The following is a 23,097-nucleotide window of genomic DNA, read 5'->3' as shown; positions in this document are numbered from 1 at the left end:
TTCGAGTACGCGGCCTGCTTCGTTGGGGATGGTGCCGGCTTGGTCGTCGAAGGGGAGTTGGGCGATGTTTTTGGAGAGGTATCCGACGGCGCGGTAGACCGCTTGGACGTCCCAGTCGTTGTATTTGCCGGTGCCGCGGACGTTGCCGGTGCCGTCGAGTTCGGTGCGTTCGGTGCGTAGGCCGATGACTTTGCCGTTGTCGCCGAGGATTTCGGTGGGGGATTCGAAGAAGTGCAGGAACAGTTTGTGGGGGCGGTTGCCGACGTCGCGGATGGCCCAGTCTTGGAGGGTGTTGGCGACCATGTCGACCTGTTTGGATCCGCGGCGTGCGGCTTCGGAGCCTTCGTCGTAGTCGATGTCTTCGGGGGCGACGATGACTTCGATGTTGGTGGAGTGGTCGAGTTCGCGGAGTTCGAGGGGGGTGAATTTGGCTTGTGCGGGTCCGCGGCGTCCGAAGACGTGGACTTCGATGGCTTTGTTGGTTTTGAGGCCGGCGTAGACGTTGGCGGGGATTTCGGTGGGGAGGAGTTCGTCGCCGGTTTTGGCGAGGACGCGGGCGACGTCGAGGGCGACGTTGCCGACGCCGAGTACGGCGACTTTTTCGGCCGTGAGGGGCCAGGTGCGGGGGACGTCGGGGTGGCCGTCGTACCAGGAGACGAAGTCGGCGGCGCCGTAGCTGCCGTCGAGGTCGATGCCGGGGATGTTGAGGTCGCGGTCGGCGTTGGCGCCGGTGGAGAAGATGACGGCGTCGTAGAAGCGGCGCATGTCGTCGAGGGTGATGTCGGTGCCGTAGTCGATGTTGCCGAGGAGGCGTACTTGTGGTTTGTCGAGGACTTTGTGTAGGGCGGTGATGATGCCTTTGATGCGGGGGTGGTCTGGTGCGACGCCGTAGCGGATGAGTCCGAAGGGGGCGGGCATGCGTTCGAACAGGTCGACGCTGACGCCGCGGCCGGCGATGTTGTAGTCGGACTTCATGAGTGCGTCGGCGGCGTAGATGCCTGCCGGTCCGGCGCCGACGATGGCGACGCGAAGTGGACGGGTCTGATCAGTCATGTGCAGCGAACTACCTTCGTCGAGGGAAGTACGGATACCCCAGCATAAATTAGGCATCACTTCACTGGGTCGGTGGTCCTCATCACTGCGCTGTGAGCGGCACGAATCTCCGAAATTGCGCTATTGCCCAGTTCCAGGTAGGAATTGCACTGTGCACACGACATTTCTGGTCCGGCGGATAGCCGTCGACTTCTGTCGTGTCTGCACCAATATGTGCTGTCGGTGACCACACCCGACTCGTGAGCCTTTCGGCCATTCTCTTTTTCGTTCGAATATCCCGCGCCATGTCGGCTCCGCCCGGGATTTGTCGCTGCTCTCCCACGCTCGCTGATGCGTGAGAGACTGCAGGAAGACATCCGCCAGGTCAGAGCCGCGCTGGGTCCGCCGATGACGCGGTCCGCAGCGTAGAAGACTCCGCAGCGTAGGAGACAAGGAAGTCATGACCACCATCGATACGGCCGTCTCCCTCACTCTCGACAAGCTCGGTCCGCGTTTCGGCGCCGAAGTGATCGGACTCGATATTGCGTCGGCTTCCGACGCCGAGGTGCTGGCGGTCCGCCAGGCACTCGTCGAGCACAAGGTTCTGGTGCTGCGCGGGCAATCGCTCGACGACTCGGGCCAGATCGATTTCGGTCGCCGGCTCGGCGAGTTGACTGCCGGGCACCCGGTCCACCACAGCGGTGACGTCGCAGAAGAGGTCTATGCCCTCGACAGTGCGGACAACGGGTTCGCCGATGTCTGGCATACGGACGTGACGTTCATGGCTCGTCCGCCGATGGGTTCGATTCTGCGATCCGTCGTACTACCTCCGCATGGCGGTGACACGAATTGGGCCGACAGTCAGCTTGCATACGAGTCGCTCTCGGCGCCGGTGCAGCAGATGATCGATCAGTTGACTGCTGTCCACGACGGCAATCGCGAGTTCGGTTACTACCTTGCTCAGAATCGCGGCGGCAAGGGCAATATCTGGGACGGTAAGGAAGTGACGGCGCTGGTACCCGTCGAGCATCCGGTAGTTCGGGTGCACCCCGAGACCGGGCGTAAGGGCATCTTCGTCAATCCGGGATTCACCTCCCATATCGTCGGTGTGTCCGAGGCCGAGAGTCGCGGAATTCTCGACCTTCTCTATGCGCACCTCACGAAGCCCGAGCATGTGGTCCGCCACCGCTGGCGTCTCGGCGACATCGTGTTGTGGGACAACCGCAGCACCTCTCACTATGCAAATCGCGACTACGGCGCCGAGCGTCGAGTGATGCACCGCATCACCCTGCGCGGCGACATTCCGATCGGCCCCGCAACAGGACAACCCCGGCCGAACCTCGGTGCGTAAAGACAAGGAAGATTGGTCGTATGGCGTCGTGGCGTGAACGAAGACAACAGTGGGCCGATTCTCGTGAGGAAGCGCAGAACAACGCCTCCGAAGCGGCAACCGAGGCAGGTGGGCGTCGTCCGGCGTCGGCCTGGCCGTTCGTGCTTGCAGCCGGGATAGTGGTTGCGATTCTTGCTGCTATTTTTCTCTCCGCCAAGTTTGCACCTGCGGAGAAGAACATCACCCAGGCCCAGTTGATGACGGACAGCATCACCGATTTCGTCGACGCGCAGAACAACGGCGATGCCGAGCTCCTGCGATCGGCGACGTGTCCGGACCAGGTCGCGAAGCTGATCAGCGGCACTGACGACCAGTACCGATCCGACCGGGCCGAATACGTTCAGGAGAACGGCAAGACCACGGTCGACGGCGTACCTACCGACTACCAGGTCAACGGTGACCGGGGCGTCGCGACGGTGCCGACGAAGGAAGCGAAGTCCGGAGCCACGGCCGACGAAGTGTGGAAGTTCGTTCGCTCCGGCGATCAATGGCTGGTGTGCAACGTATGAAAGATGTCGAATCCATCGAAAATGGAAGGCTTGACCCGTGACTTATGCAGGTGACATAACCCCTCGAGCAGCCTGGGAGCTGCTTCGCGGCGATCCCGATGCGGTATTGGTGGATGTGCGTACCCACGCGGAATGGCAATATGTCGGCGTGCCGGACACCTCGACGATCGAGCGGCCGACGCATCTCATCGAGTGGGTCAGCTACCCGGATGGTGCGCGCAACGAGCACTTCGTCGAACAGTTGAAAGAATCCGGTGTCGACGGCTCACGTCCGGTGGTGTTCCTGTGCCGATCCGGGCAGCGATCCATCGGGGCTGCCATCGCCGCAACTGCTGCCGGTATCGGCCCGTCGTACAACGTTCTCGACGGGTTCGAGGGCGCAACCGACGCCGAAGGCCATCGCGGCGCGACAGGGTGGCGTGCGGCAGGCTTGCCTTGGAGACAGTCGTGAGCGAAACGGGGAATCGGATGAGTGGCGGGCAGGGCTCGAGTATTCCGAAGGGGGGCGGCTTCGAGAAGCCGTTGCCCACGGGTGTCGGTCAGGGAACTTTGGGGGTCCGCGGTGGGTTGATGCGCTCGGGCTTCGACGAGAACTCCGAGGCGCTGTACCTGTCTTCCGGATTCGTCTATGAAAGTGCCGGTGCAGCCGAGCAGGCATTCACGGGCGAGATCGATCATTTCGTCTACTCGCGCTACGGCAACCCGACCGTGAAGATGTTCGAGGAGCGACTGCGTCTGATCGAGGGCGCTGAGGCGTGCTTCGGTACTTCGAGCGGGATGTCGGCGGTGTTCACCGCGCTCGGAGCGTTGTTGAAAGCAGGCGACCGACTGGTAGCGGCGCGCAGTCTGTTCGGATCGTGCTTCGTGGTGTGCAACGAAATTCTGCCGCGGTGGGGCGTGGAAACCGTCTTCGTCGACGGCGATGACAACGATCAGTGGGAAGAAGCACTGTCGGTTCCGACGACTGCCGTGTTCTTCGAGACGCCGTCGAATCCGATGCAGTCTCTCGTCGATGTCGTGCGGGTATCCGAGCTTGCGCATGCTGCGGGCGCAACTGTGGTGTTGGACAACGTCTTTGCGACTCCGTTGTTGCAGAAGAGTCTCGATCTGGGTGCTGACGTCGTGGTCTATTCGGGCACCAAACACATAGACGGTCAGGGCCGAGTTCTCGGCGGCGCGATCCTCGGGTCGGCCGAGTACATCGACGGACCGGTGAAGAATCTGATGCGCCACACCGGCCCTGCGCTGAGTCCGTTCAATGCATGGACTTTGCTCAAGGGGCTCGAGACGATGCCGGTGCGAGTGCGGCACTCGACGCAGGCTGCGCTGGAGATCGCGCGGTTCCTCGAAGGGCATTCGGCGGTGTCGTGGGTCAAGTACCCCTACCTCGAATCGCACCCTCAGTACGAACTGGCGAAGTCCCAGATGAGCGGCGGCGGCACCGTCATCACGTTCGAGCTCGACGCGGCAGAGGGCGAGGGGAAGAAGCGAGCATTCGAATTCCTCGACGCGCTACGGATCGTCGACATCTCGAACAATCTCGGCGACGCGAAATCGCTCATCACTCATCCGGCAACCACCACTCACCGCGCTATGGGCCCGGAAGGTCGTGCCTCGGTTGGCATTACCGACGGCGTGGTGCGTATCTCGATCGGGTTGGAAGACACCGTGGACCTGATCGCAGATCTGGAGCAGGCGCTGAACTGACTGCTCGTCCGCACGCACTGTCGGTTCGGCTAGAGGCCCAGGGCAGAGAGAATCGTCCGGAACTTTGCAGTCGTTTCGGCAAGTTCGGCGTCGGGATCGGAAGCTTCGACGATCCCGCCGCCGGCTGTTGCGACGGCCGAGAGTCCGCCTGCCGCAAGCTCGAGGCCTCGGATCGCGACCATCCATTCGCCGTTTCCGGCGCCGTCCGTCCAGCCGACCGTGCCGGCGTAGAAGCCGCGTTTTCCTTCGATGCGTGCGATCGCCTCCATGGCCGCTGCGCGTGGAACTCCGGCGACGGCGGCGGTCGGATGCAGGGCGAGTGCTACCTCGAGCGCGGTTGTTGCTTCGTCTCGGAGAACGCCGGTGATCGGTGTACTGAGATGCCATAGCTGCGGAGTGCTACTGAGCTGCGGCCACTCTGGGATATCGAGCTCTGCGCAGAGCGGCTCCAACGCCGCTCGAATTTCCTCGACCACGAAACGGTGTTCGGCTTGGTCTTTCGTACTCGCCTGTAATCGTGCTGCGATCTCCGCGTCCATCCGGGGATCTTCGCTACGCGCTGCGGTACCGGCGAAGGGGTGACAGGTGACCGTGGTGCCGCGGCGTCGTACCAGCAGCTCGGGGCTGGAACCGACCAGGTATTTACCCAAGAAGTCGCCGCCTGCCGCGGACAGGTCGACGGCGAAACCGTTGCCGAGTCGATCTGCACGCACCAACGCGTCGAGAAGCGAGAGTGGGGGGATCGGTCCATCCGCATGCAGTTGCAGTGACCGCGCCAGCACCACTTTCTGCGCCTCGCCTGCTCGCAACGCATCCACGAGCGCCCGTACTCGCTCGACGTGCACCGCCGAGGACGGGATCTGCCCACCGATGTGCACGCTCGGCAGTGGAACCACGGTCCCCGATGGCTGCCACGGACCCTGCCGCCGGATCAGTTCGAGCGGCTCGACCAGTGCCGCTGGGTCGGCGACATCGAACGGTAGCGCCCCGACGACGGAGCGCCCAACACGGACAGCGTCGACAGCGTCCTGGACGGACGGATAGCAACGATCGGTTCCCCTGGCTTCGACGCTGTAGTCGCTGCGGGACAACACGAACGTGCCGCTGTTCAGGTTGGCGGAATGGTCCGGGATAGCTCGGTCCATCAGAAGGGAGTCTGGGTGCGACCGACCAGATCTGCCACCGAGTTGATGACCTTGGTCGGGCGGAACGGGTACTGCTCCACCGACGCCGCCGTCGAAATGCCCGTCAACACCAGGATGGTCTGCAGCCCCGCTTCGAGTCCGGACACGATGTCGGTGTCCATGCGGTCGCCGATCATGAGGGTGCTCTCGGAATGGCCGCCGATCTTTCGGAGCGCAGACCTCATCATCAGCGCATTCGGCTTACCCACGTAGTAGGGCTCTTTCCCGGTCGCCTTGGTGATGAGTGCGGCGACGGATCCGGTGGCGGGCAGTGAGCCGTCGCGAGATGGGCCGGTGGCGTCGGGATTGGTCGCGATGAAGCGTGCGCCCTTCTCGACCAGGCGGATTGCGGTAGTGATCGCTTCGAAGGAGTAGGTCCGGGTTTCACCGAGCACCACGTAATCGGGATTGGAGTCGGTGAGGACGTAACCGATGTCGTGCAGTGCCGTCGTCAAGCCGGATTCGCCGACGACGTATGCGCTTCCGCCCGGTCGCTGATTACCGAGAAAGTTCGCGGTGGCCAGCGCGGAAGTCCAGATCGCCTTCTCCGGAATGTCCAGTCCGGTTCTTTCCAGACGGGCCCGCAGATCCCGGGGAGTTCGGATCGAATTGTTCGTCAGCACGACGAACGGGATGTCGTTCGACTGCAATTCGGCAACGAACGCGTCGGCACCGGGAATGAGGTGGTCCTCGTGCACGAGGACGCCGTCCATGTCCATCAGATAGGTCCAACGCTGCGGTTCCTCTGGTGAGCTCACATCACCATTGTGCTCTACCGGGCTGTTCGAGAGCTGCAGATGTGCTCTATCCGGCCCTTTGCGCCCGGGCACGCTCGAGTGCACGTTCACGGGCCGTTGTCCCGCCCCATACGCCGAAGGGTTCGTTGGACGAGAGAGCGAAAAGTCGGCATTGGGTGAGGACGGGGCACTCCGCACACAGGGCTTTCGCCTGTTCTTCGCGCACTCGTCTCGCGGTCCGCCCTTCACCTGAGGGTGAAAAGAAGACCTCCGAGCTGGTGCCGCGGCAGGCCGCGTCCAATTGCCACTGCCACGCTTCGATTGTGGGCGCCATGACTCGATGATGGTCGGGCAAATGGCCGATTGGAAGATTTTCCATCATCGAGAGTCTGACCATGAGGTGAATTTTCAGATTTCGCCGAACACCCCATGGCCACTCCTCTACCCGGAGACTGCGGTCCCGGCTTCAGTTCCTCGCGGTGGCGGGTTCGAATGCCTCGGCCGCCGACTCGACCTTCGTCGAAGTGGTCGGACTCTGGAAGCGCGGGATGAAGATGCAGAGTACGAGGGCAAGAATGGAAGCCCCTGCTGCGACTGCCATCGTCAGATGGAAGGCGGCCTCGGACGGGACACTGACCGCTCCGGTACTGATGGTCATCTGCGCAAGGATGACGCCCGCCACCGCACTGGCGAAAGATGTTCCAAGAGAGCGCATCAGCGTGTTGAAGCTGTTGGCTGCGCCGGTTTCCGAGGCGGGAACTGCGCCCATGATGAGGGCGGGCATAGCTCCGTATGCAAGACCGATTCCCGCGCCGATGATGATCGAAATGACGACCAGAAGCCATACCGCGCTGAGTGTGAGGGTGCCGAGCAGGTATCCGACGGCAATGACGAGCGCACCCAGCATCATGGTGACTTTCGGGCCTCTCGTTGTGGTGATGTGTGCGGAGATCGGTGCGACGAGCATCATGACCAGCCCGGAGGGGGCCATCACCAGGCCGGCAGCGAGGATCGACTGTCCCAACCCGTATCCCGTGGAGGTCGGCAACTGAAGAACCTGGGGGAAGACCAAACTCATCGCGAAGAGCGCGAAGCCGACGAAAATGGAGGCGAGGTTGGTGAAGAGAACCTGCCGACGAACGGTGACGCGGAGGTCGACCAGTGGCTCTGCGGTGCGCAGTTCCCACCATCCCCAGAAGACGAACGATACGAGTGAGGCAGCGAGCATGCCCAGTGTCAGGGCGCTGGTCCATCCCCAACTCGAACCTTTGGAAATTGCGAGAAGCAAGGTGATGAGTGCGACCGACAAGGATGCCGCTCCGGCGAAGTCGAAGCGCCCACCGGTACGGACCTTGGATTCGGGTACCACTGCCATGACCAGGCCGATGACGAAGACCCCGAGGGCGGAGGCCGCCCAGAACAAGTAATGCCAGCTTGCGTACTCGGCGATCAGTGAGGCCGCGGGTATTCCGAGGGCTCCGCCGACGCCGAGCGACGCGCTCATCAGGGCAATCGAACTTGCGAGCTTCTTGGCAGGAAGGACATCGCGCATGACGCTGATTCCGAGCGGGATCACACCGGCTGCGAAACCCTGAAAGGTGCGGCCGACGACGAGTGGCACCACGGATGCGCTCAATGCGCCGATGACCGATCCGACGACGAGCAGAGCCAGACCGACGAGGAGCATCCTGCGCTTGCCGTACATGTCACCGAGGCGGCCCATCATGGGGACCGCTACAGCTCCGGCGAGCAACGTTGCGGTGATCACCCAGGCAGCGTTCGACGCAGATGTGTTCAACAGGGTGGGGAGCTGGGGGATCAGCGGAATGACCAAGGTCTGCATGAGCGCGACCACGACTCCCGCAAACGACAGGACCGCGACTATTGGACCCGTGCCGGCGCCTTTCGTGGAATCAGAGACCGCGGGGGCGGTGCCGGCCGAGCGTTGGGACATAAGTGCCTCCGGGGCATATGAGTAATAGCAAAAAGAATTTCTAAAGCAGTTGACTGACCAAAGTTAATTCACCTGACTCAATCCGTCAATCCGGGGACGCGTCGAACTCGGCTGACCTTGCGGGCAGTAGGGCGGTGGGGGGTGGGACCATCATGTGCATGCAGGCAACGAAGTGAGCACACGGGTATGGGTGCTGCTGGCGGCTGCCATCACCACCGAGGTCGCGGCGTCCCTGTCGTTGAAGGCAGCACTCGATGCCCCAGCCTGGTACGCGGTGGTGGTGGCCGGATACGGAGCATCGTTCGTACTGCTGTCGATGATCCTGCGGAGCGGGGCGCCGATCGGCAAGACCTACGGCATCTGGGCGGCAGCCGGAATCGCGCTGACCGCGATACTCGGCACTGCCGTCTTCAGTGAGCCCTTGACCGTCACCATGATCGCCGGCGTCGTCCTCGTCATCGGGGGAGTGGTTCTCGTCGAAGTCGGCTCAGGACGTGCAGCACGCAAGGTCGACCTCTGATGTGGTGGTTGTTGGCAGGTGCCATCGCCACCGAAGTTGCTGCGACGCTGTCACTACGAGCGTCGGAAGGCGGGCGAGTGAAACTGTGGCTGATCCCGGTTGTGCTGGGATACATCGCCGCATTCGCGCTGCTGTCACTGACACTCTCCGCGGGGATGGCCATCGGTGTCGCGTACGGAGTCTGGGCCGCTTGCGGGGTTGCGTTGACGGCCATTGCCGGACGGTTGCTGTTCAAGGAGCCACTCACCTGGATCATGACGGCCGGAATTGCGCTCATCATCGGTGGTGTCCTGTTGATCGAAGTCGGATCGGCGGCGAGCTGATCCGAACCGTTGACGCGCACATGAGGCAGTGATGGAGTTGTGGACGTGCCATTTTTCGACGGGGTATCGGGTCCGATTTACTACCGACATTGGGCTGCGGAGGCCCCACGGGTGTCGGTGGTGTTTCTGCACGGGTACGGCGAGCATTCCGGCCTGTACCACCGTCTTGCGGACTCGTTGAGTTCGGACGGCGTCGAGTTCTGGGCGCTCGATCACCGCGGTCACGGACTCTCTCCCGGCGATCGCGGAAATTTCGGCTCATTTCGTGAACTGGGCGACGATGCCGCGACACTGACTTCGCTCGCCCGATCGGCCGCGTCGGAGCTGCCGATCGTCGTGGTTGGCCATTCCCTCGGTGCCGCGGTGGCCACGCTCGCGGTCCTCGACGCTCCTGATCGGTACGTCGGCGCAGTCATCTCGGGAGCGCCGCTGTCCCCGGTTCCGTGGCTCGATCCCGATGCCCAACAATTCGAACTCGATCCGAGTGAGCTTTCCAACGATCCCTTCTATCTCGACGCATTGGTCAACGATCCGCTTGCCTTCGTCAGCAGCGACGCGGGAGCGCTTCTGGCGCAGGAACTGTCACGGGCGTGGAAGCGATTCGACGCCGACCTGATCTCGCTGCGGCTCCCGGTACTGGCAGTGCACGGCACGTTGGACCGAGTGGCCCCGATCGAGGGTGTGCGACGGTGGGCCGATGTCGTACCGAGCCTGACACTGCGAGAGATTGCCGGGGCGCGCCATGACGTCCTCAACGAGACCGGGCATCGGCGGACCGCGGTGGCGATCGCGAATTTCGTTGTCGAACAAGCGGAACCGACCGAAGAGGAGGACCGGGCATGGCTCGGCTGACTTACCGTGCACCCCGAGGCGTACGACGCACTACCGCGCGTGCGTCCTCGGGGCTGTCCAGGTTCGAGTCGGATTATTCGAGCTTGAAGCCGACCTTGATCATGACCTGGAAGTGAGCGATTGCGCCATCCTCGATATGTCCACGCGTCTCGACGACCTCGAACCAATCGAGATTGTTCAACGTGGAGTTCGCGCGGGAGATGGCCTTGCGAATGGCGTCGTCGGAACTCTCCGTCGAGGTTCCGACGATCTCGGTCACGCGGTAGATGTTGTCGCTCATGTTCACTCGTTTCGCTAGGTGACACGTCCTGAACCCATGTTCTCCGATGCCCGCCGGTTCCAAACCAAAACCGCCGATTAAGTTCCGACTCGGATGGGGTATCTCGGCTTTCGGGATGGAGACTGCCCGTCGAAACGTTGCACCGTCATAGCCCCAGGAGAAAGGTCGGAACGAGTGAGTTCTCAGGTAGTAGATCAGACGCAGGGCGTGCACCCTCTCGACAATCCCGTAGTCGAGTCGCTGCTCGGCGAGCACCGGCGGTTCGCACGCACGCTGGGACGCGTTTCGCGATTCGACCCCGAGGTCGCGCCGTTTCTCGGGCACCCGTCGCCGATGAAGGAGCAGGACTGGAAGGACGTACGAACGCTGTTCGGACCCCGCGCCGTCGTATCGCTCCGCGGTACCGGGCACACCCTTCCCGACGGCTGGGAGCTGATCGACAAGTTCGGGATCGTGCAGCTCGACGGCAGTGGCCTCGAGACCAGTCCGTTGCCGGAGGCCGTCCGGCTCGGCGCCGCCGACGTCCCCGAGATGGAAGATCTCATCGCCCGCACACAGCCCGGCCCGTTTCTGCCGCGGACATACGAGCTCGGCACTTACCTGGGCATCCGCGAAAACGGTGCGCTGGTCGCCATGGCAGGCGAACGGATGCATCCACCGGGATGGACCGAAATCAGCGCGGTCTGTACCGATCCGGCGTATCGCGGACGAGGGCTTGCTACCCAGCTCGTCCGCGCAGTCGGGCACGGTATCCGCGAGCGCGGGGAGACCCCGTTCCTGCACGCGTCGGCGGCGAACGTCGGCGCAATCAGGCTGTATCTGTCGATCGGGTTCGTCCTCCGCGAAGAATCTTTGATGACCTTGGCGCGCACGCCTGCCTAGTGTTCGAATACAAGGGGGAACTGGGGCACCATGGGGGCATGACCCAACCCGACCGCCCGGACGAGCGTTTCACCCTCGCCAGCGAACGCACGTTCCTCGCGTGGATGCGCACAGCTCTCGGCTTGCTCGCCGGCGGCATCGCCGTCGTACATCTGGTTCCTGATTTCAGTACCGGATGGGTACGGACCGGTCTCGGCTTGACACTGATCCTGATGGGCGGGGCCGCAGCCTTCGTCGGCTTGCGACGCTGGATGCAGGTCAAGCACGCCCTCGAGCGAGGAGCGCCGATGCCCGAGGCGACAGAGCTGTGGATTTTCTCCGTCGGAATCGGACTCATCGCAATCCTCGCCGCAGTCGTCACCGTGCTCGGTATCACCTAGGACCAGTACCGGTGTGTTCGTCGCCGCGGCGGGAAGGGCACAATCGAGGCATTAGTGACATTTAACGAAGGAGTAGCGCGTGGCACAGGCTCTGAAGCTCGGATACAAGGCGTCGGCCGAGCAGTTCGGCCCACGGGATCTCGTCGAACTCGGTGTTCTCGCCGAGGCACACGGCATGGACTCGGCGACAGTCAGCGACCACTTCCAGCCGTGGCGCCACGAAGGCGGACACGCACCGTTCTCGCTCGCATGGATGACCGCGGTCGGCGAACGAACCAAGACCATCCAGCTCGGCACCTCGGTCCTGACGCCGACATTCCGCTACAACCCGTCGGTCATCGCACAGGCATTCGCGACCATGGGCTGCCTCTACCCGGGACGCATCATGCTCGGTGTCGGCACCGGCGAAGCGCTCAACGAGATCGCAACCGGATACAAGGGCGAGTGGCCGGACTTCAAGGAACGGTTCGCGCGGCTGCGTGAATCGGTGCGCCTGATGCGTGAACTGTGGCTCGGCGACCGCGTCGACTTCGAAGGCGACTACTACTCCACCAAGGGCGCATCGATCTACGACGTCCCCGACGGCGGAATCCCGGTCTACATCGCGGCAGGCGGACCCGTCGTAGCGCGGTATGCAGGCCGAGCGGGCGACGGCTTCATCTGTACCTCGGGCAAGGGCATGGAGCTCTACACCGACAAGCTGCTTCCGGCCGTCGAGGAAGGTGCAGGCAAAGCCGAGCGCGACTCGGGCGAGATCGACAAGATGATCGAGATCAAAATTTCCTACGACACCGACCCCGAGTTGGCGTTGGAGAACTGCCGGTTCTGGGCGCCGCTGTCACTGACACCGGAGCAGAAGCACTCGATCGAAGATCCGATCGAGATGGAGAAGGCAGCCGACGAACTGCCGATCGAGCAGGTCGCGAAGCGTTGGATCGTCGCCTCCGACCCGGACGAAGCCGTCGAACAGGTCAAGCAGTACACCGACGCGGGCCTCAATCACCTGGTCTTCCATGCGCCCGGGCACGATCAGAAGCGGTTCCTCGAACTGTTCGAAAAGGATTTGGCACCGAGGCTTCGCAAGCTTGGCTGACGGTTCGCTGCTTGAATGTGCGCTGCTTGAATGTGCGCTTCAAGCTGACTGATCGTATGAATGGACCATTGAAGCGGTGGGTGGGGCTGACCGTCCACCGCTTGAATGTGCGCTTCAAGCTAACTGATCGTATGAATGGACCATTGAAGCGGTCAGGATGCAGCGTCAGCCGACAGCGCAAACATCCGCATATCGCGGTCGGTGCGGGACTGGTACTCGCTATAGGCCCGGGCGAGATCGGCGAACTCGGCGTAGATCCGGACTTTCTCGGGGCCGGTGACCGGTGTCGCTGTCACCGGGATCCGCTTGCCACCGATCGCGACGGTGGCGCGCGGTTCCTTCAAGAGGTTCGACGTCCACGCCGGGTGATGATTTTGGCCGAAGTTGCTGCCGACGACGAAGAGTCGATCGTCTTCGCGGTAGTACAGCAGTGGGCTGCTTCGAATCTTGCCGGACTTGCAGCCGGTGGTGGATAGCAACACGACGGGTGCGGCGATGGGCCCGAGGATCGTGAACCTGCCGTCGGTGCGTTCGAGGAGCCGTCGGTCCACCCCGGCGAGGTGTCGGATGACCCACGATCCCGGTTTCGTTGCCGCGAATGCGATGGCGGGCTTGCGGAGGATACTGCTTTCGCTGCCCCAGCGGACGTCTGGGAATGGTGATTCGGTCATGAGCAATCATGCCCGCTGCGGGTGACAGTCTGTCAACACTGCACCGGCTAGTCTGGCTGGCATGGCCGAGTCTGCTTCCTCCATTTACATCGCCTCACCCGAGGGTGACACCGGTAAGTCGACTATTGCGCTCGGGGTGCTGCAGATGTTGTGTGCTTCGGCGGCACGGGTCGGGGTGTTCCGGCCGATTGCGCGCTCGACCACCGAAACCGACTACATCCTCGAACTGCTGATCGATCACACCACTGCGGATCTGACGTACGAGCAGTCGCTGGGGGTCACCTACGAGGAAGTGCATGCCGATCCGGATATGGCGCTCGGGGAAATAGTTTCGCGGTTCCACGACGTGGCCGAGCAGTGCGATGCCGTCGTGATCGTCGGCAGCGACTACACCGATGTCGGTAGCCCGAGCGAGCTGGGATACAACGCGCGCATTGCCGCCAACCTCGGTGCTCCGGTGCTGTTGGCGTTGCGCGGCTCGGGAAGAACGGTTACGGAAGTCGCGCAGTACGCCGAGCTGTGCAAGGCCGAACTCCGCGCGCACCACGCCCATCTGGCAGCGATCGTGGCCAACCGGTGTGATCCGGACAAGCTCGACGAGATTGCGGCTGCGCTGGAGCCGCTCGGCGTGCCTGCGTGGACTCTGCCGGAAGTTCCGTTGCTCGTTGCACCGACGATGGCGGAACTGCTGACGGCGATCGATGGCGAAATGTACAGCGGCGACCCCGAGCTGTTGCGCCGTGAAGCGTTGCGGGTCATGGTCGGCGGTATGACCGCCGAGCATATTCTCGAGCGGTTGAGCGAAGGTGTGGTGGTGATCGCGCCCGCAGATCGGTCCGATGTTCTTCTGGCCATGGTCAATGCGCATGAGGCAGAAGGCTTTCCATCGCTCGCGGGCATCATCATGAACGGCGGGATTTCCCCGCATCCGGCGATCGCGCGTCTTGTCGCAGGATTGGGTCCGCGGCTTCCGATATTGACGACCGGATTGGGAACGTTCGACACAGCGTCGGCCGCGGCGAACACCCGTGGCAGGGTGGCGGTGGGTTCGCAGCGCAAGGTCGATACGGCTATCTCCCTGATGGAACAGCGGGTCGATGCCAAGGTGCTCCTCGACCGCCTCGAACTGACTATTCCCGCGGTCACGACCCCGCAGATGTTCGAGTACCAGCTCATTCATCGCGCCCGCGCCGATCGCAAACACATCGTGTTGCCAGAGGGCAACGACGATCGGATTCTCCGTGCGGCCGGTCGCTTGTTGCAGCGGCGGGTGGCGCAGTTGACGCTTCTCGGCGAGGAGGGGCCGATCCGTCGGCGGGCCGCGGAGCTGGGCGTCCAACTCGACGACGCGCAGGTGCTCGATCCGGCAACTTCCGACTATGCGGAAGTGTTCGCCGCGGAGTACACCGAGTTGCGTAAGCACAAGGGTATGACCATCGAGCGTGCCCGCGAAGTCATGACCGATATTTCGTACTTCGGAACGATGATGGTGCACAAGGGAATTGCCGACGGCATGGTGTCCGGTGCCGCGCACACCACCGCGCACACGATCAGGCCTTCGTTCGAGATCATCAGGACGGCCGAAGGGGTGAACACGGTGTCGTCGATCTTTCTGATGTGTTTGTCGGATCGAGTTCTCGCATACGGTGATTGCGCCATCGTTCCCGATCCGACGGCCGAGCAGTTGGCCGACATCGCCATTTCCTCGGCGCAGACGTCCGCGCAATTCGGTATCGAACCGCGTGTGGCGATGCTGTCGTATTCGACCGGTGATTCCGGCACCGGCGCGGGAGTCGACAAGGTTCGCGCGGCCACTGCCCTTGTCCGCGAACGGAGCCCGGAACTGCTGGTGGAGGGTCCGATTCAATACGATGCTGCTATCGAACCCTCGGTCGCCAAGTCTAAGCTTCCCAATTCCGAGGTGGCCGGACGCGCAACGGTGTTCATCTTCCCCGATCTCAATACCGGGAACAACACGTACAAGGCAGTGCAGCGCAGTGCGGGTGCCATTGCTGTCGGGCCGGTCCTGCAGGGTCTGCGCAAGCCGGTGAACGATCTCTCTCGTGGTGCGCTGGTGGAAGATATCGTCAATACCGTTGCCATCACGGCCATCCAAGCCCAGGAGATCGAACAATGAGTGTGCTCGTCGTCAACTCGGGCTCGTCCTCGGTGAAGTTCCAACTTCTCGACCCGGTGAGCGGCGACTCCATCGCGTCGGGGCTCGTGGAGCAGATCGGTGAACCCGAGGGGCACGTGACCCTCGACTACCTCGATGAGGAAACGAAGAAAACGCAGGAGATCGCCGATCACGGAGTCGGTCTCGCGATCGCTTTCGACATGCTCGCTGCGGCGGGCGTGGAACTGGGGTCCGATGTCATGGCTGTCGGGCACCGGGTGGTGCACGGCGGTGAGGTGTTCTACCGGCCGACCCTCATCGACGACGGTGTGCTGAAGCAGATATCGGATCTGTCCAACCTTGCGCCACTGCACAATCCGCCCAACGTGCTCGGTATCGAGGTTGCGCGGGCGCAGCTGCCGGACGTGCCGCACGTCGCAGTGTTCGACACCGCGTTCTTTCACGGTCTTCCCGCCGCCGCATCGACGTATGCAATCGACCGTGACGTCGCGAAAGCGCACGACATTCGCCGATATGGATTCCACGGCACCTCTCACGAATACGTGTCTCAGCAGGTAGCGGAGTTCCTGGGTCGCGATGATCTGAATCAGATAGTTCTGCACCTGGGCAACGGGGCATCCGCTTCGGCGATCCGGGCCGGTTCGCCGATAGATACGTCTATGGGTCTGACGCCACTCGAAGGCCTGGTGATGGGCACACGAAGTGGAGACATCGACCCAGGCGTCATCATGCATCTGCGTCGCAGCGCGAAGATGGAGGTCGACGCCATCGACGAGCTGCTCAACCGACGGTCGGGGCTCAAGGGGCTGGCAGGTGTCAACGACTTCCGGCAACTGCAGCAACACATCGACGAGGGTGATGCCGACGCCACCCTGGCATTCGATGTCTACATCCATCGCCTGCGCAAGTACATCGGTGCCTACATGCTCGACCTCGGCAGACTCGACGCCATCACCTTCACTGCCGGGGTGGGCGAGAATGCCGCAGCGGTCCGTGCGTCCGCACTGGCCGGCCTCGGTGGGTTCGGGATCGAAGTGGACGACGAGCGAAATGCGCTGCGCAGCAAGAAGGCTCGGGTCATCTCGACCGACGCGTCGGCGGTGAAGGTGCTGGTGGTGCCGACCAATGAGGAACTGGCTATCGCGCGGGCGGCAGCTCAGCTGGTGCAGTCAGAACACTGATCGCGGCCTGATGGCGTTCGCCAGATCCACCAGGGTGTAGCGGTGGGCTCGGTCGGTCGCATTGCGGGCAAGTGCGCGTAGACCCGCTTCGGTACCGGTACGCAGGCCTGTCTCGGTGAACGGAGAGCCCAGGATGGGCTCGCGTTCCTCGGCGACGGCGTGCCCGGATCGCACCCAGTCCACTGCCATGGCCAACACCAACGTACGCATCTGCAGGGCACGGCTCTCCCCGCGTGGCAGCATCGCAACTCGACGCGCTGCCTCGCGAAAGTCTTTCTCCTCCAAATCTTTCGACGGTCGATCCATCAAAATGATCAGGACGCTGGTCATCCGCGCGACGGCGTAGTGGCGTGAGCTGATCGGTACCTGGTCGAGAGCGGCTACCGCTCCTTCGAAATCTCCGCGATACATCATCTGCCGCGCCAGACCGAATGCCGAGCTGACGATCGCGCGGTTGGTTCGCCACACTGTCCGGTAGTAGGACTCGGCGTACGCTCGCCACTTCTCGCGCTCGTCGGTGTCGAACTTCTCGGTACCTTCCCTGATGAGTTCGGCAGTGGCAGCGAGGGCTATCTTCGGCGCGAGCTCCCCGGGAAGTGCGTCGAGAACCTTCTCGAAATGCATCGAGGCGTAACCGAATTCGCCACGAAGCAGTCCGATGAGGCCCGCGTACCACTCGACCCGCCAGGGATCGTTCCCGTCGGTGCGGACCTGTTTGAGAACCGAACTCGCTACTCCGACATCACCTAGGTCGAGGTGTGCCTTGACCTCGGCGAGCGTGATCTCGAGACCGCCGGATGAGCCGTCGGCGAAGCGCTCGATACCGTTGCGACGTGCATGCGCCAGCGAATCGAGTGTCTGCTGGGGTTCGCTGTGTACGGACGCGGCGAGCAGAGGTGCGCTCGGGTCGGCGGGATCGACCAGCGGGACAGGCAGCGCGGTGACGATCTCGCGGCCGTTGATCTTCTCGCCCCGGAGCTTCCCATCGACGTACGTGTCGGTGCGGCCCACCGATTCCTCGGTGCCGAACGTGGTACGAGGCGGACTGAACGCCGTCGACAGCCCAGGTCGTTCGGTTCCCGTCTTCAATGCCAGAATTTCACGCAACACTCCGGTGGCCTGGCTTGCCAGTATCTCGGCCGTCGAAAAGCGTTGTGATGGATCGGGGTTGGTGGCACGCTTCAGTAAGCGATGGAACGACGGATAGGTGCGCAACAACTCGTGATCGTCGGCGGAAGGAATGCCTGCGTCGTATCTGCCCCCACTCGAGGGCATCTCCAGCGTAAGGACCGCAAGAGTGCGGCCGACAGTGTAGATGTCGGAACTGATGGTCGGGCCGGTCTTGGCGATCTCGGGAGCCTGGTATCCGGCTGTGCCGTACAGGTATCCGAAGTCTTCGATTCCCGAGACGGCACCGAGATCGATGAGTTTGATCTGATCGTCGGTCACCATGATGTTCTCGGGTTTGAGATCGTTGTAGACCAAGCCGATGGAGTGCAGATACGCCATTGCCGGCAGTACTTCGAGGACGTAGGCGATAGCTTGCTCCACCGGCATACGTTTGTGCTCGTCCCGTGTCGGCAGGATGTCTCGGAGCGAGCGTCCGCCGACGTACTCCATGACGATGAAGCCGATCTCGGTGCCGTCGGCGCGCGGTTGTTCGACGAAGTTGTAGATCTTCACCACGCCCGGATGCGCGACTTCGGCGAGGAACTGACGCTCGGCGACGGCAACGGCATGCGCCTCGTCGTCGCCGGAATGGAGCAAACCTTTCAGCACTACCCATCGATCGCTGACATTGCGATCGATCGCCAGATAGACCCACCCCAGTCCGCCGTGCGCGATACATCCCTGCACTTCGTACTGCCCGACCACCAAGTCGCCGGGCTCGAGCAGTGGTGAGAAGTCGTAGCGGGAACCGCAGCGCGCACACGTTCCCGCAGGCTTGTCCGGTTCCCCCTCGGCGCTTCGGCCGACCGGTGCATTGCACTTCCAGCAGTACCTTTTTCGCTGTGGAACGGTGGGATCTTGCATGACGGCTGTCGCCGGATCCACCGGATCCACCCGAGGGACTTCGACCAATCCGGCACCGAGCCTTCTTCTGATCCCGGTACCGCGCGTGCGGCCGGACCGTACACGCCCCGATGTCCGATCGGACCGGCGGACGGATGCAGGCGTTCGCTCCACCGCCTGGGTCCGGTCCGCCGTGGGTGTTCGCTCGACGGCCTGGGTGCGGTCCGTGAAATCGGGTGCCGCGGCCGGGGCTGTCGCCGGGCCGGTGGGTGTGTCGGGATCGCCCATGATCAGTCGACGTACGTAGGAGCGGGAGGGCCCGGCGAAGTGCCCATCACCGTGAGCCACTTGTCGTACAACCGATTCCACGTGCCGTCCGACCGGACCCGCTCGAGGGTGCCGTTGACGAATCTGACCAAGTCTTCGCTCTCCTTCTTGATTCCGACACCGTAAGGCTCAGGGCTCAAACTGGCGCCTACCATCTCGAGGTACGGATCCTGCGAGGCGAGACCTGCAAGGATTGCGTCGTCGGTGCTGATCGCGTCGACCTGTCGTTGTTGAAGCACGACAAGGCAATCCGACCACATCGAGGCAGTGACGATCTGCGCCGTCGGCACTATGCGCTGCAGTCGGCGTAGTGACGTGGTGCCGTCCACCGCGCACACGCGCTTGTCCGCGAGATCGGCGACACCGTTGATCCCCGATCCTTTGACCGCCAGAACACGCTGCTGCGCTTGGAAGTACACGGTCGAGAACGACACGTCCTCTTTACGGGCGCAGGTGATCGTCATGGTTTTCACCACGATGTCGACCGTGGAATCCTGCAGTCCCTCGATACGTTCGGCCGAGGACAGTATCCGAAAATCCACCCGATCCGGATCGCCGAACAGGTCACGGGAGATCTCCCGTGCGATGTCGACGTCGAATCCGACGAGTTTGCCGGTCATCGGGTCGCGAAAGCTGAAGAGATTGCTACCGGCATCGAGCCCGACTATCAATCGACCGCGGTCCTTGATCGCGTCGACGGTCGGCATCGGTGGGGCATTCTGACCGGCTGCTCCGGGTGGTATCGGCCGCAGGCTGGCGGTGGGGCGATCGCACTGGGGATCCGGGCTCGACGGTTCGGGAGAGGTGGCCGCGGGGCCTGCGCCGTCGGGCAGCGGTGGTTCGGTGTAGCTGACGACCGGAACGTCCGGTACCGCCTCCTCGGTTGCACATCCCGCGATCAGTGCGCCGACGACGGCGAGGATTGCGAACGAGAAACGAAGGGGGGCAGGGTTTTTCACAGGTACTCACGCAACCTCGGAATGAGCCCCGCTCCGACTGCGGCGGCAGCGGCGACGGCGAGGACGATCGCACCCGAGGCAAGTCCGGTCAGGACCGACTTGGCGCGAACCACATTGCCGCGCAGCTCAGCACGTGCGTCGTCGATTCCGTTGTCGAGCATCGTGTCGAGCAAGCGGAATTGGGTCGAGGAATCCTGAACACCGTTACCGGTGGCCACGGTGACAGCAGTAGTGAAATCGCCGACGGCGAGTGCCTGGTCTATCCGCTCGTGCGAGGCCTTCCACGCGGCGACCGAGCCGGTCATATCGGCATTGTCTGCAAACAGTTCGGTCAGACGGTCGGTGTTCTGCGCGAACTCCGCGTCGAACTCTCGGGTGCTTCCGCGTCGGATCAGGTTGAGTGTTTCGTCGGCGCGGGCCTGCTGCGCCAGGATGAACCCGGAGGTCAGTTTCTGCAGCGGAGCAACACCGCGGTCGAGTGCGCGATCGGTGGCTATCGAAGAAATCAGCCCCGCCACCAACATCCACCCGAGCAGGAGCGAGATCGCGAGGGAGGCGCCGAGAAATCCCGCGTTGAGCTTTCGGCGGGTGCGGGTAGAGAGGTATATCTGTGCGAGGACCAGCAATATCAGGCACACCACGACGAGACCGATCGCCACGAACGGAGGATTGACGAAGCGTTCCTGGTCGTTCGATACCCGAGCGGCCTGCTCGGCGTAGAGGCGTTCGGCACGGGGCAGCAGCGAGGACTGCATCTGCGTAGACGCCTCGCCCAGGTACGCCGCACCGACGGGATTGCCACTGCGATTGTTGGCACGGGCGGTCTCCACCAGTCCGGTGTACACCGGCAGGCCCGCGCCGATCTCCATGAGAACCGTCCGTGCTTCGTCGTCCGAAACCGCGAGCCCGTCGGATGCCCGGATCAATTCGGTGCCGGCGTTTCCGATCGCCTGGGTGTATCGATCGCGAACGTCCCGGGGCTCCAGCCCGCCGGCGATGAATGCAGTCGAGGCAGCCGCGTCGGCAACGGACAGTGCGCCGTAGAGGTTCTGCGCCGAGTTGGCGAGTGGCTCGGTCCGAACGAGAAGAGTGTCGAGCGTCCGGGCTCGCTCGGATACCGAGACGGAGATAACGGTGCCGGTGACTACGAACGCGATGACGAGTATCAGGCCCAGAGCGATCATGCGCCCCGGTGTGGACCGAATCAGACGCTGCAGTTCGCGTCGAGAATCGGCCTCCGACGTCACGGCAGCCGTCGTAGGAGGTACGGCAGCCGAGGGCGTAGTGCCGACCACAATCACAGCACCGAGCATATAAGCCGGAGCGACCGTCCGTACGCCTACCGGAAGGTTCACCTAGGGTGTCGGTATGCGTGGCGACGGTGACGGGTGGGTTGTGGGTGAGGACGGCACGCGGCACTGGGGCAAACACGGCGCGGCGGGGCTACTACTGCGGGCCCCATCGCCGGACGGTGAGCCGACGGTCCTGCTGCAGCACCGAGCGCTCTGGAGCCATCAGGGTGGGACGTGGGCGTTGCCGGGTGGCGCAAAGGACTCGCACGAAACCAACGTGCACGCCGCTGTTCGCGAAGCAGACGAGGAAGCCGGAATCGGTGTCGACAACGTGTTCGTTCGCGGCGAAGTCGAGACGGCTCGGATGGCGAGCGGATGGTCCTACACGACCGTCGTCGCCGACGCTGCCACCCAACTCGACACGACGATGAACGGGGAGAGCACCGAGCTTCGGTGGGTTCCGGAGGACATGGTCGATCAACTGCCTCTGCACCCGGGGTTCGCCGCCAGCTGGGCTTCCCTGCGCATCAGCCCGCTACGAGTTCTGCTCGATACCGCGAACGTTCTCGGCTCGAGGCCCGACGGTTGGTGGCGTGATCGCAGCGGCGCAACCGGCAAGTTGCTGAGCTCACTGGCGGGCACCCTTCCGCGAACCGTCGAGCTGCCGGGTGTCGGCTTCGGCTGGCTCACCCGGATCGAGGCAGTCCTCGAAGGTGAAGCACGAGCAGCACAGTTCGAGGACAGCAGAGTCCCCGTCATCCACGCCGCCGGCAGTGGGGACGACGAACTCGCATCACAGGCGCAGGCGTCGACGACACTCACTGCTTTGGTCACCGCGGACCGCGGACTGCAGCAACGGCTCCCGACGTCGGTGCAGGTGCTCTCGCCGTCGACCGTGCTGGGGTGGCTCGGCTAGGTAGGCCCTAGGCTCCGTCAGCCCTGCAACGCGAGGTCAGCCCTGCAACGCGAGGTCAGCCCTGCAACGCGAGCTTGAGCTCCCGTGCAGCTGCCTGTGGATCGCGAGCTTTGGTGATGGCCCGTACGACGACGATGCGATCCGCGCCCGCGGCAAGAACTTCGTTGACGTTCTCGGCGTCGATCCCGCCGATGGCGAACCACGGCCGCGTCGGAGCGGATTCCGCGGTGCTGCGCAACAGGTCCAGACCGGCTGCTTTCCGGTTCGGCTTGGTCGGTGTGGCCCAGATCGGCCCGGTTGCGAAATAGTCGACGCCGTCCTCGATGGCTGCGAGAGCGGCCTGGCTTCGATTCTGTGTCGACCGCCCGATGACGACGTCGGGGCCGAGGATCTGGCGCGCATAGTGGACCGGAAGATCGCCCTGGCCGAGATGCAGCACGTCGGCGCCCGATGCGAGGGCAAGGTCGGCGCGGTCGTTGACTGCGAGGAGCGCCCCGTGGCGTTTGGTGGCGGCCGACAGAATTGCCAGCGCCGCCAGCTCGTCCTTGGCTTCGAGCGGGCCGAAAGTGCGCTCGCCTTCGGAGTTCTTGTCGCGAAGTTGAATGATGTCGACGCCACCGGACAGTGCGGCCTCGGCGAACTGAGCGAGGTCGCCGTGCTCGCGTCGAGCATCGGTGCACAGATACAGCCGAGCTGATGTCAAACGCTCACGCGCTTCCGGGTTGCGGATGATCCGATCGCTTTGCACAACGGCAACG

24 protein-coding genes are annotated in these 23,097 nt (G+C 63.3%); 13 read left to right on the top strand and 11 right to left on the bottom strand.

Annotation, left to right across the window (positions count from 1 at the left end):
- A partial coding sequence (locus tag BJD99_RS08530; protein WP_084346328.1) for an FAD-dependent oxidoreductase occupies positions 1-1,053 on the bottom strand: 1,053 nt, incomplete at its 3' end.
- A gap of 439 nt (positions 1,054-1,492) precedes the next feature.
- Between BJD99_RS08530 and BJD99_RS08525 the strand changes: the two genes are divergently transcribed.
- From BJD99_RS08525 to BJD99_RS08510, 4 genes are read left to right on the top strand one after another with little or no spacing between them, the layout of a single operon-like run.
- The gene (locus BJD99_RS08525) at positions 1,493-2,383 is read left to right on the top strand and encodes a TauD/TfdA family dioxygenase (protein ID WP_084346327.1); all 891 of its coding nucleotides are present in this window, start codon (positions 1,493-1,495) and stop codon (positions 2,381-2,383) included.
- A gap of 20 nt (positions 2,384-2,403) precedes the next feature.
- On the top strand, positions 2,404-2,931 hold the full coding sequence (locus BJD99_RS08520; protein WP_084346326.1) for a hypothetical protein: 528 nt from the start codon (positions 2,404-2,406) through the stop codon (positions 2,929-2,931).
- A 37-nt stretch (positions 2,932-2,968) separates the two neighbouring features.
- A complete protein-coding gene (locus BJD99_RS08515; RefSeq protein ID WP_084346325.1) occupies positions 2,969-3,382 on the top strand; it encodes a rhodanese-like domain-containing protein in 414 nt (137 codons plus the stop codon).
- A 17-nt stretch (positions 3,383-3,399) separates the two neighbouring features.
- Entirely contained in the window at positions 3,400-4,638 is a 1,239-nt protein-coding gene (locus BJD99_RS08510; protein WP_084346324.1) for an O-succinylhomoserine sulfhydrylase, read from the top strand.
- A gap of 29 nt (positions 4,639-4,667) precedes the next feature.
- Here BJD99_RS08510 and BJD99_RS08505 read toward each other — a convergent pair whose 3' ends face one another.
- The 4 genes from BJD99_RS08505 to BJD99_RS08490 form a co-directional block, all read right to left on the bottom strand.
- Complete coding sequence (locus tag BJD99_RS08505; RefSeq protein ID WP_084346323.1) at positions 4,668-5,783, bottom strand: isochorismate synthase MenF; 1,116 nt, start codon at positions 5,781-5,783, stop codon at positions 4,668-4,670.
- Positions 5,783-6,541, bottom strand: a complete 759-nt coding sequence (locus tag BJD99_RS08500) for an HAD-IIA family hydrolase (protein ID WP_373270526.1) — start codon at positions 6,539-6,541, stop codon at positions 5,783-5,785. Before BJD99_RS08500 ends, BJD99_RS08505 begins: the two co-directional genes overlap by 1 nt.
- A gap of 85 nt (positions 6,542-6,626) precedes the next feature.
- Positions 6,627-6,893 (bottom strand): WhiB family transcriptional regulator, encoded by a 267-nt coding sequence (locus BJD99_RS08495; protein ID WP_084346321.1) that lies wholly within the window; start codon positions 6,891-6,893, stop codon positions 6,627-6,629.
- Between the two features lie 132 nt (positions 6,894-7,025).
- A complete protein-coding gene (locus BJD99_RS08490; protein WP_084346320.1) occupies positions 7,026-8,513 on the bottom strand; it encodes an MFS transporter in 1,488 nt (495 codons plus the stop codon).
- Positions 8,514-8,685: 172 nt separating this feature from the next.
- On the opposite strand from BJD99_RS08490, the gene BJD99_RS08485 reads away from it, so the two are divergent.
- The 3 genes from BJD99_RS08485 to BJD99_RS08475 are packed head-to-tail and all read left to right on the top strand — an operon-like array spanning position 8,686 to position 10,208.
- The gene (locus tag BJD99_RS08485; RefSeq protein ID WP_084346319.1) at positions 8,686-9,033 is read left to right on the top strand and encodes a multidrug efflux SMR transporter; all 348 of its coding nucleotides are present in this window, start codon (positions 8,686-8,688) and stop codon (positions 9,031-9,033) included.
- A complete protein-coding gene (locus tag BJD99_RS08480; RefSeq protein WP_084346318.1) occupies positions 9,033-9,356 on the top strand; it encodes a multidrug efflux SMR transporter in 324 nt (107 codons plus the stop codon). The genes BJD99_RS08485 and BJD99_RS08480 overlap by 1 nt, the downstream gene beginning before the upstream one ends.
- A 45-nt stretch (positions 9,357-9,401) precedes the next feature.
- Positions 9,402-10,208, top strand: coding sequence for an alpha/beta fold hydrolase (locus tag BJD99_RS08475; RefSeq protein WP_084346419.1), 807 nt, complete (start codon positions 9,402-9,404; stop codon positions 10,206-10,208).
- A gap of 73 nt (positions 10,209-10,281) precedes the next feature.
- On the opposite strand, the gene BJD99_RS08470 is transcribed toward BJD99_RS08475, so the two are convergent.
- Positions 10,282-10,488: a dodecin gene (locus tag BJD99_RS08470; protein WP_084346317.1), complete on the bottom strand. Its 207-nt coding sequence runs from the start codon at positions 10,486-10,488 to the stop codon at positions 10,282-10,284.
- A gap of 174 nt (positions 10,489-10,662) precedes the next feature.
- On the opposite strand from BJD99_RS08470, the gene BJD99_RS08465 reads away from it, so the two are divergent.
- The 3 genes from BJD99_RS08465 to fgd all read left to right on the top strand — a co-directional run bounded on the left by BJD99_RS08465 (position 10,663) and on the right by fgd (position 12,843).
- On the top strand, positions 10,663-11,370 hold the full coding sequence (locus tag BJD99_RS08465) for a GNAT family N-acetyltransferase (RefSeq protein WP_084346316.1): 708 nt from the start codon (positions 10,663-10,665) through the stop codon (positions 11,368-11,370).
- A 38-nt stretch (positions 11,371-11,408) separates the two neighbouring features.
- Positions 11,409-11,750 carry a YidH family protein gene (locus tag BJD99_RS08460; RefSeq protein ID WP_084346315.1) on the top strand — a complete coding sequence of 114 codons (342 nt, stop codon included), beginning with the start codon at positions 11,409-11,411 and terminating at the stop codon, positions 11,748-11,750.
- A gap of 79 nt (positions 11,751-11,829) precedes the next feature.
- Positions 11,830-12,843 carry a glucose-6-phosphate dehydrogenase (coenzyme-F420) gene (gene fgd / locus BJD99_RS08455; RefSeq protein ID WP_084346314.1) on the top strand — a complete coding sequence of 338 codons (1,014 nt, stop codon included), beginning with the start codon at positions 11,830-11,832 and terminating at the stop codon, positions 12,841-12,843.
- A 152-nt stretch (positions 12,844-12,995) separates the two neighbouring features.
- On the opposite strand, the gene BJD99_RS08450 is transcribed toward fgd, so the two are convergent.
- Positions 12,996-13,514 carry a nitroreductase/quinone reductase family protein gene (locus tag BJD99_RS08450; RefSeq protein WP_084346313.1) on the bottom strand — a complete coding sequence of 173 codons (519 nt, stop codon included), beginning with the start codon at positions 13,512-13,514 and terminating at the stop codon, positions 12,996-12,998.
- Between the two features lie 61 nt (positions 13,515-13,575).
- Here BJD99_RS08450 and pta point away from each other — a divergent pair, with 61 nt between their 5' ends.
- A complete protein-coding gene (gene pta, locus BJD99_RS08445) occupies positions 13,576-15,651 on the top strand; it encodes a phosphate acetyltransferase (protein ID WP_084346312.1) in 2,076 nt (691 codons plus the stop codon).
- Complete coding sequence (locus BJD99_RS08440; protein WP_084346311.1) at positions 15,648-16,832, top strand: acetate kinase; 1,185 nt, start codon at positions 15,648-15,650, stop codon at positions 16,830-16,832. Before pta ends, BJD99_RS08440 begins: the two co-directional genes overlap by 4 nt.
- Here BJD99_RS08440 and BJD99_RS08435 read toward each other — a convergent pair.
- The 3 genes from BJD99_RS08435 to BJD99_RS08425 are packed head-to-tail and all read right to left on the bottom strand — an operon-like array spanning position 16,821 to position 21,486.
- Positions 16,821-19,133: a serine/threonine-protein kinase gene (locus BJD99_RS08435; RefSeq protein ID WP_084346310.1), complete on the bottom strand. Its 2,313-nt coding sequence runs from the start codon at positions 19,131-19,133 to the stop codon at positions 16,821-16,823. The two genes, BJD99_RS08440 and BJD99_RS08435, sit on opposite strands and share 12 nt — an antisense overlap.
- Positions 19,134-19,135: 2 nt before the next feature.
- Positions 19,136-20,131, bottom strand: a complete 996-nt coding sequence (locus tag BJD99_RS08430; RefSeq protein WP_373270522.1) for a glutamate ABC transporter substrate-binding protein — start codon at positions 20,129-20,131, stop codon at positions 19,136-19,138.
- On the bottom strand, positions 20,128-21,486 hold the full coding sequence (locus BJD99_RS08425) for a hypothetical protein (protein ID WP_256895552.1): 1,359 nt from the start codon (positions 21,484-21,486) through the stop codon (positions 20,128-20,130). Before BJD99_RS08425 ends, BJD99_RS08430 begins: the two co-directional genes overlap by 4 nt.
- A 13-nt stretch (positions 21,487-21,499) precedes the next feature.
- Here BJD99_RS08425 and BJD99_RS08420 point away from each other — a divergent pair, with 13 nt between their 5' ends.
- Entirely contained in the window at positions 21,500-22,339 is an 840-nt protein-coding gene (locus BJD99_RS08420; RefSeq protein ID WP_084346308.1) for an NUDIX hydrolase, read from the top strand.
- A 55-nt stretch (positions 22,340-22,394) separates the two neighbouring features.
- On the opposite strand, the gene thiE is transcribed toward BJD99_RS08420, so the two are convergent.
- Positions 22,395-23,087, bottom strand: coding sequence for a thiamine phosphate synthase (gene thiE / locus BJD99_RS08415; RefSeq protein ID WP_084346307.1), 693 nt, complete (start codon positions 23,085-23,087; stop codon positions 22,395-22,397).
- Between the last annotated feature and the right edge of the window lie 10 nt (positions 23,088-23,097).

This window comes from Rhodococcus sp. 1163, assembly GCF_002091985.1.
Lineage (GTDB): Bacteria > Actinomycetota > Actinomycetes > Mycobacteriales > Mycobacteriaceae > Rhodococcoides.
This window is presented reverse-complemented; position numbering and strand designations above follow the sequence as displayed.

Bases quoted from the DNA above. Each gene is read 5' to 3' on its own strand.
- BJD99_RS08525 (WP_084346327.1), top strand. From the start codon at position 1,493: ATGACCACCATCGATACGGCCGTCTCCCTCACTCTCGACAAGCTCGGT.
- BJD99_RS08520 (WP_084346326.1), top strand. From the start codon at position 2,404: ATGGCGTCGTGGCGTGAACGAAGACAACAGTGGGCCGATTCTCGTGAG.
- BJD99_RS08510 (WP_084346324.1), top strand. From the start codon at position 3,400: ATGAGTGGCGGGCAGGGCTCGAGTATTCCGAAGGGGGGCGGCTTCGAG.
- BJD99_RS08505 (WP_084346323.1), bottom strand. From the start codon at position 5,783: ATGGACCGAGCTATCCCGGACCATTCCGCCAACCTGAACAGCGGCACG.
- BJD99_RS08500 (WP_373270526.1), bottom strand. From the start codon at position 6,541: ATGGACATGGACGGCGTCCTCGTGCACGAGGACCACCTCATTCCCGGT.
- BJD99_RS08495 (WP_084346321.1), bottom strand. From the start codon at position 6,893: ATGGCGCCCACAATCGAAGCGTGGCAGTGGCAATTGGACGCGGCCTGC.
- BJD99_RS08490 (WP_084346320.1), bottom strand. From the start codon at position 8,513: ATGTCCCAACGCTCGGCCGGCACCGCCCCCGCGGTCTCTGATTCCACG.
- BJD99_RS08480 (WP_084346318.1), top strand. From the start codon at position 9,033: ATGTGGTGGTTGTTGGCAGGTGCCATCGCCACCGAAGTTGCTGCGACG.
- BJD99_RS08470 (WP_084346317.1), bottom strand. From the start codon at position 10,488: ATGAGCGACAACATCTACCGCGTGACCGAGATCGTCGGAACCTCGACG.
- BJD99_RS08460 (WP_084346315.1), top strand. From the start codon at position 11,409: ATGACCCAACCCGACCGCCCGGACGAGCGTTTCACCCTCGCCAGCGAA.
- BJD99_RS08450 (WP_084346313.1), bottom strand. From the start codon at position 13,514: ATGACCGAATCACCATTCCCAGACGTCCGCTGGGGCAGCGAAAGCAGT.
- pta (WP_084346312.1), top strand. From the start codon at position 13,576: ATGGCCGAGTCTGCTTCCTCCATTTACATCGCCTCACCCGAGGGTGAC.
- BJD99_RS08440 (WP_084346311.1), top strand. From the start codon at position 15,648: ATGAGTGTGCTCGTCGTCAACTCGGGCTCGTCCTCGGTGAAGTTCCAA.
- BJD99_RS08435 (WP_084346310.1), bottom strand. From the start codon at position 19,133: ATGGGCGATCCCGACACACCCACCGGCCCGGCGACAGCCCCGGCCGCG.
- BJD99_RS08420 (WP_084346308.1), top strand. From the start codon at position 21,500: ATGCGTGGCGACGGTGACGGGTGGGTTGTGGGTGAGGACGGCACGCGG.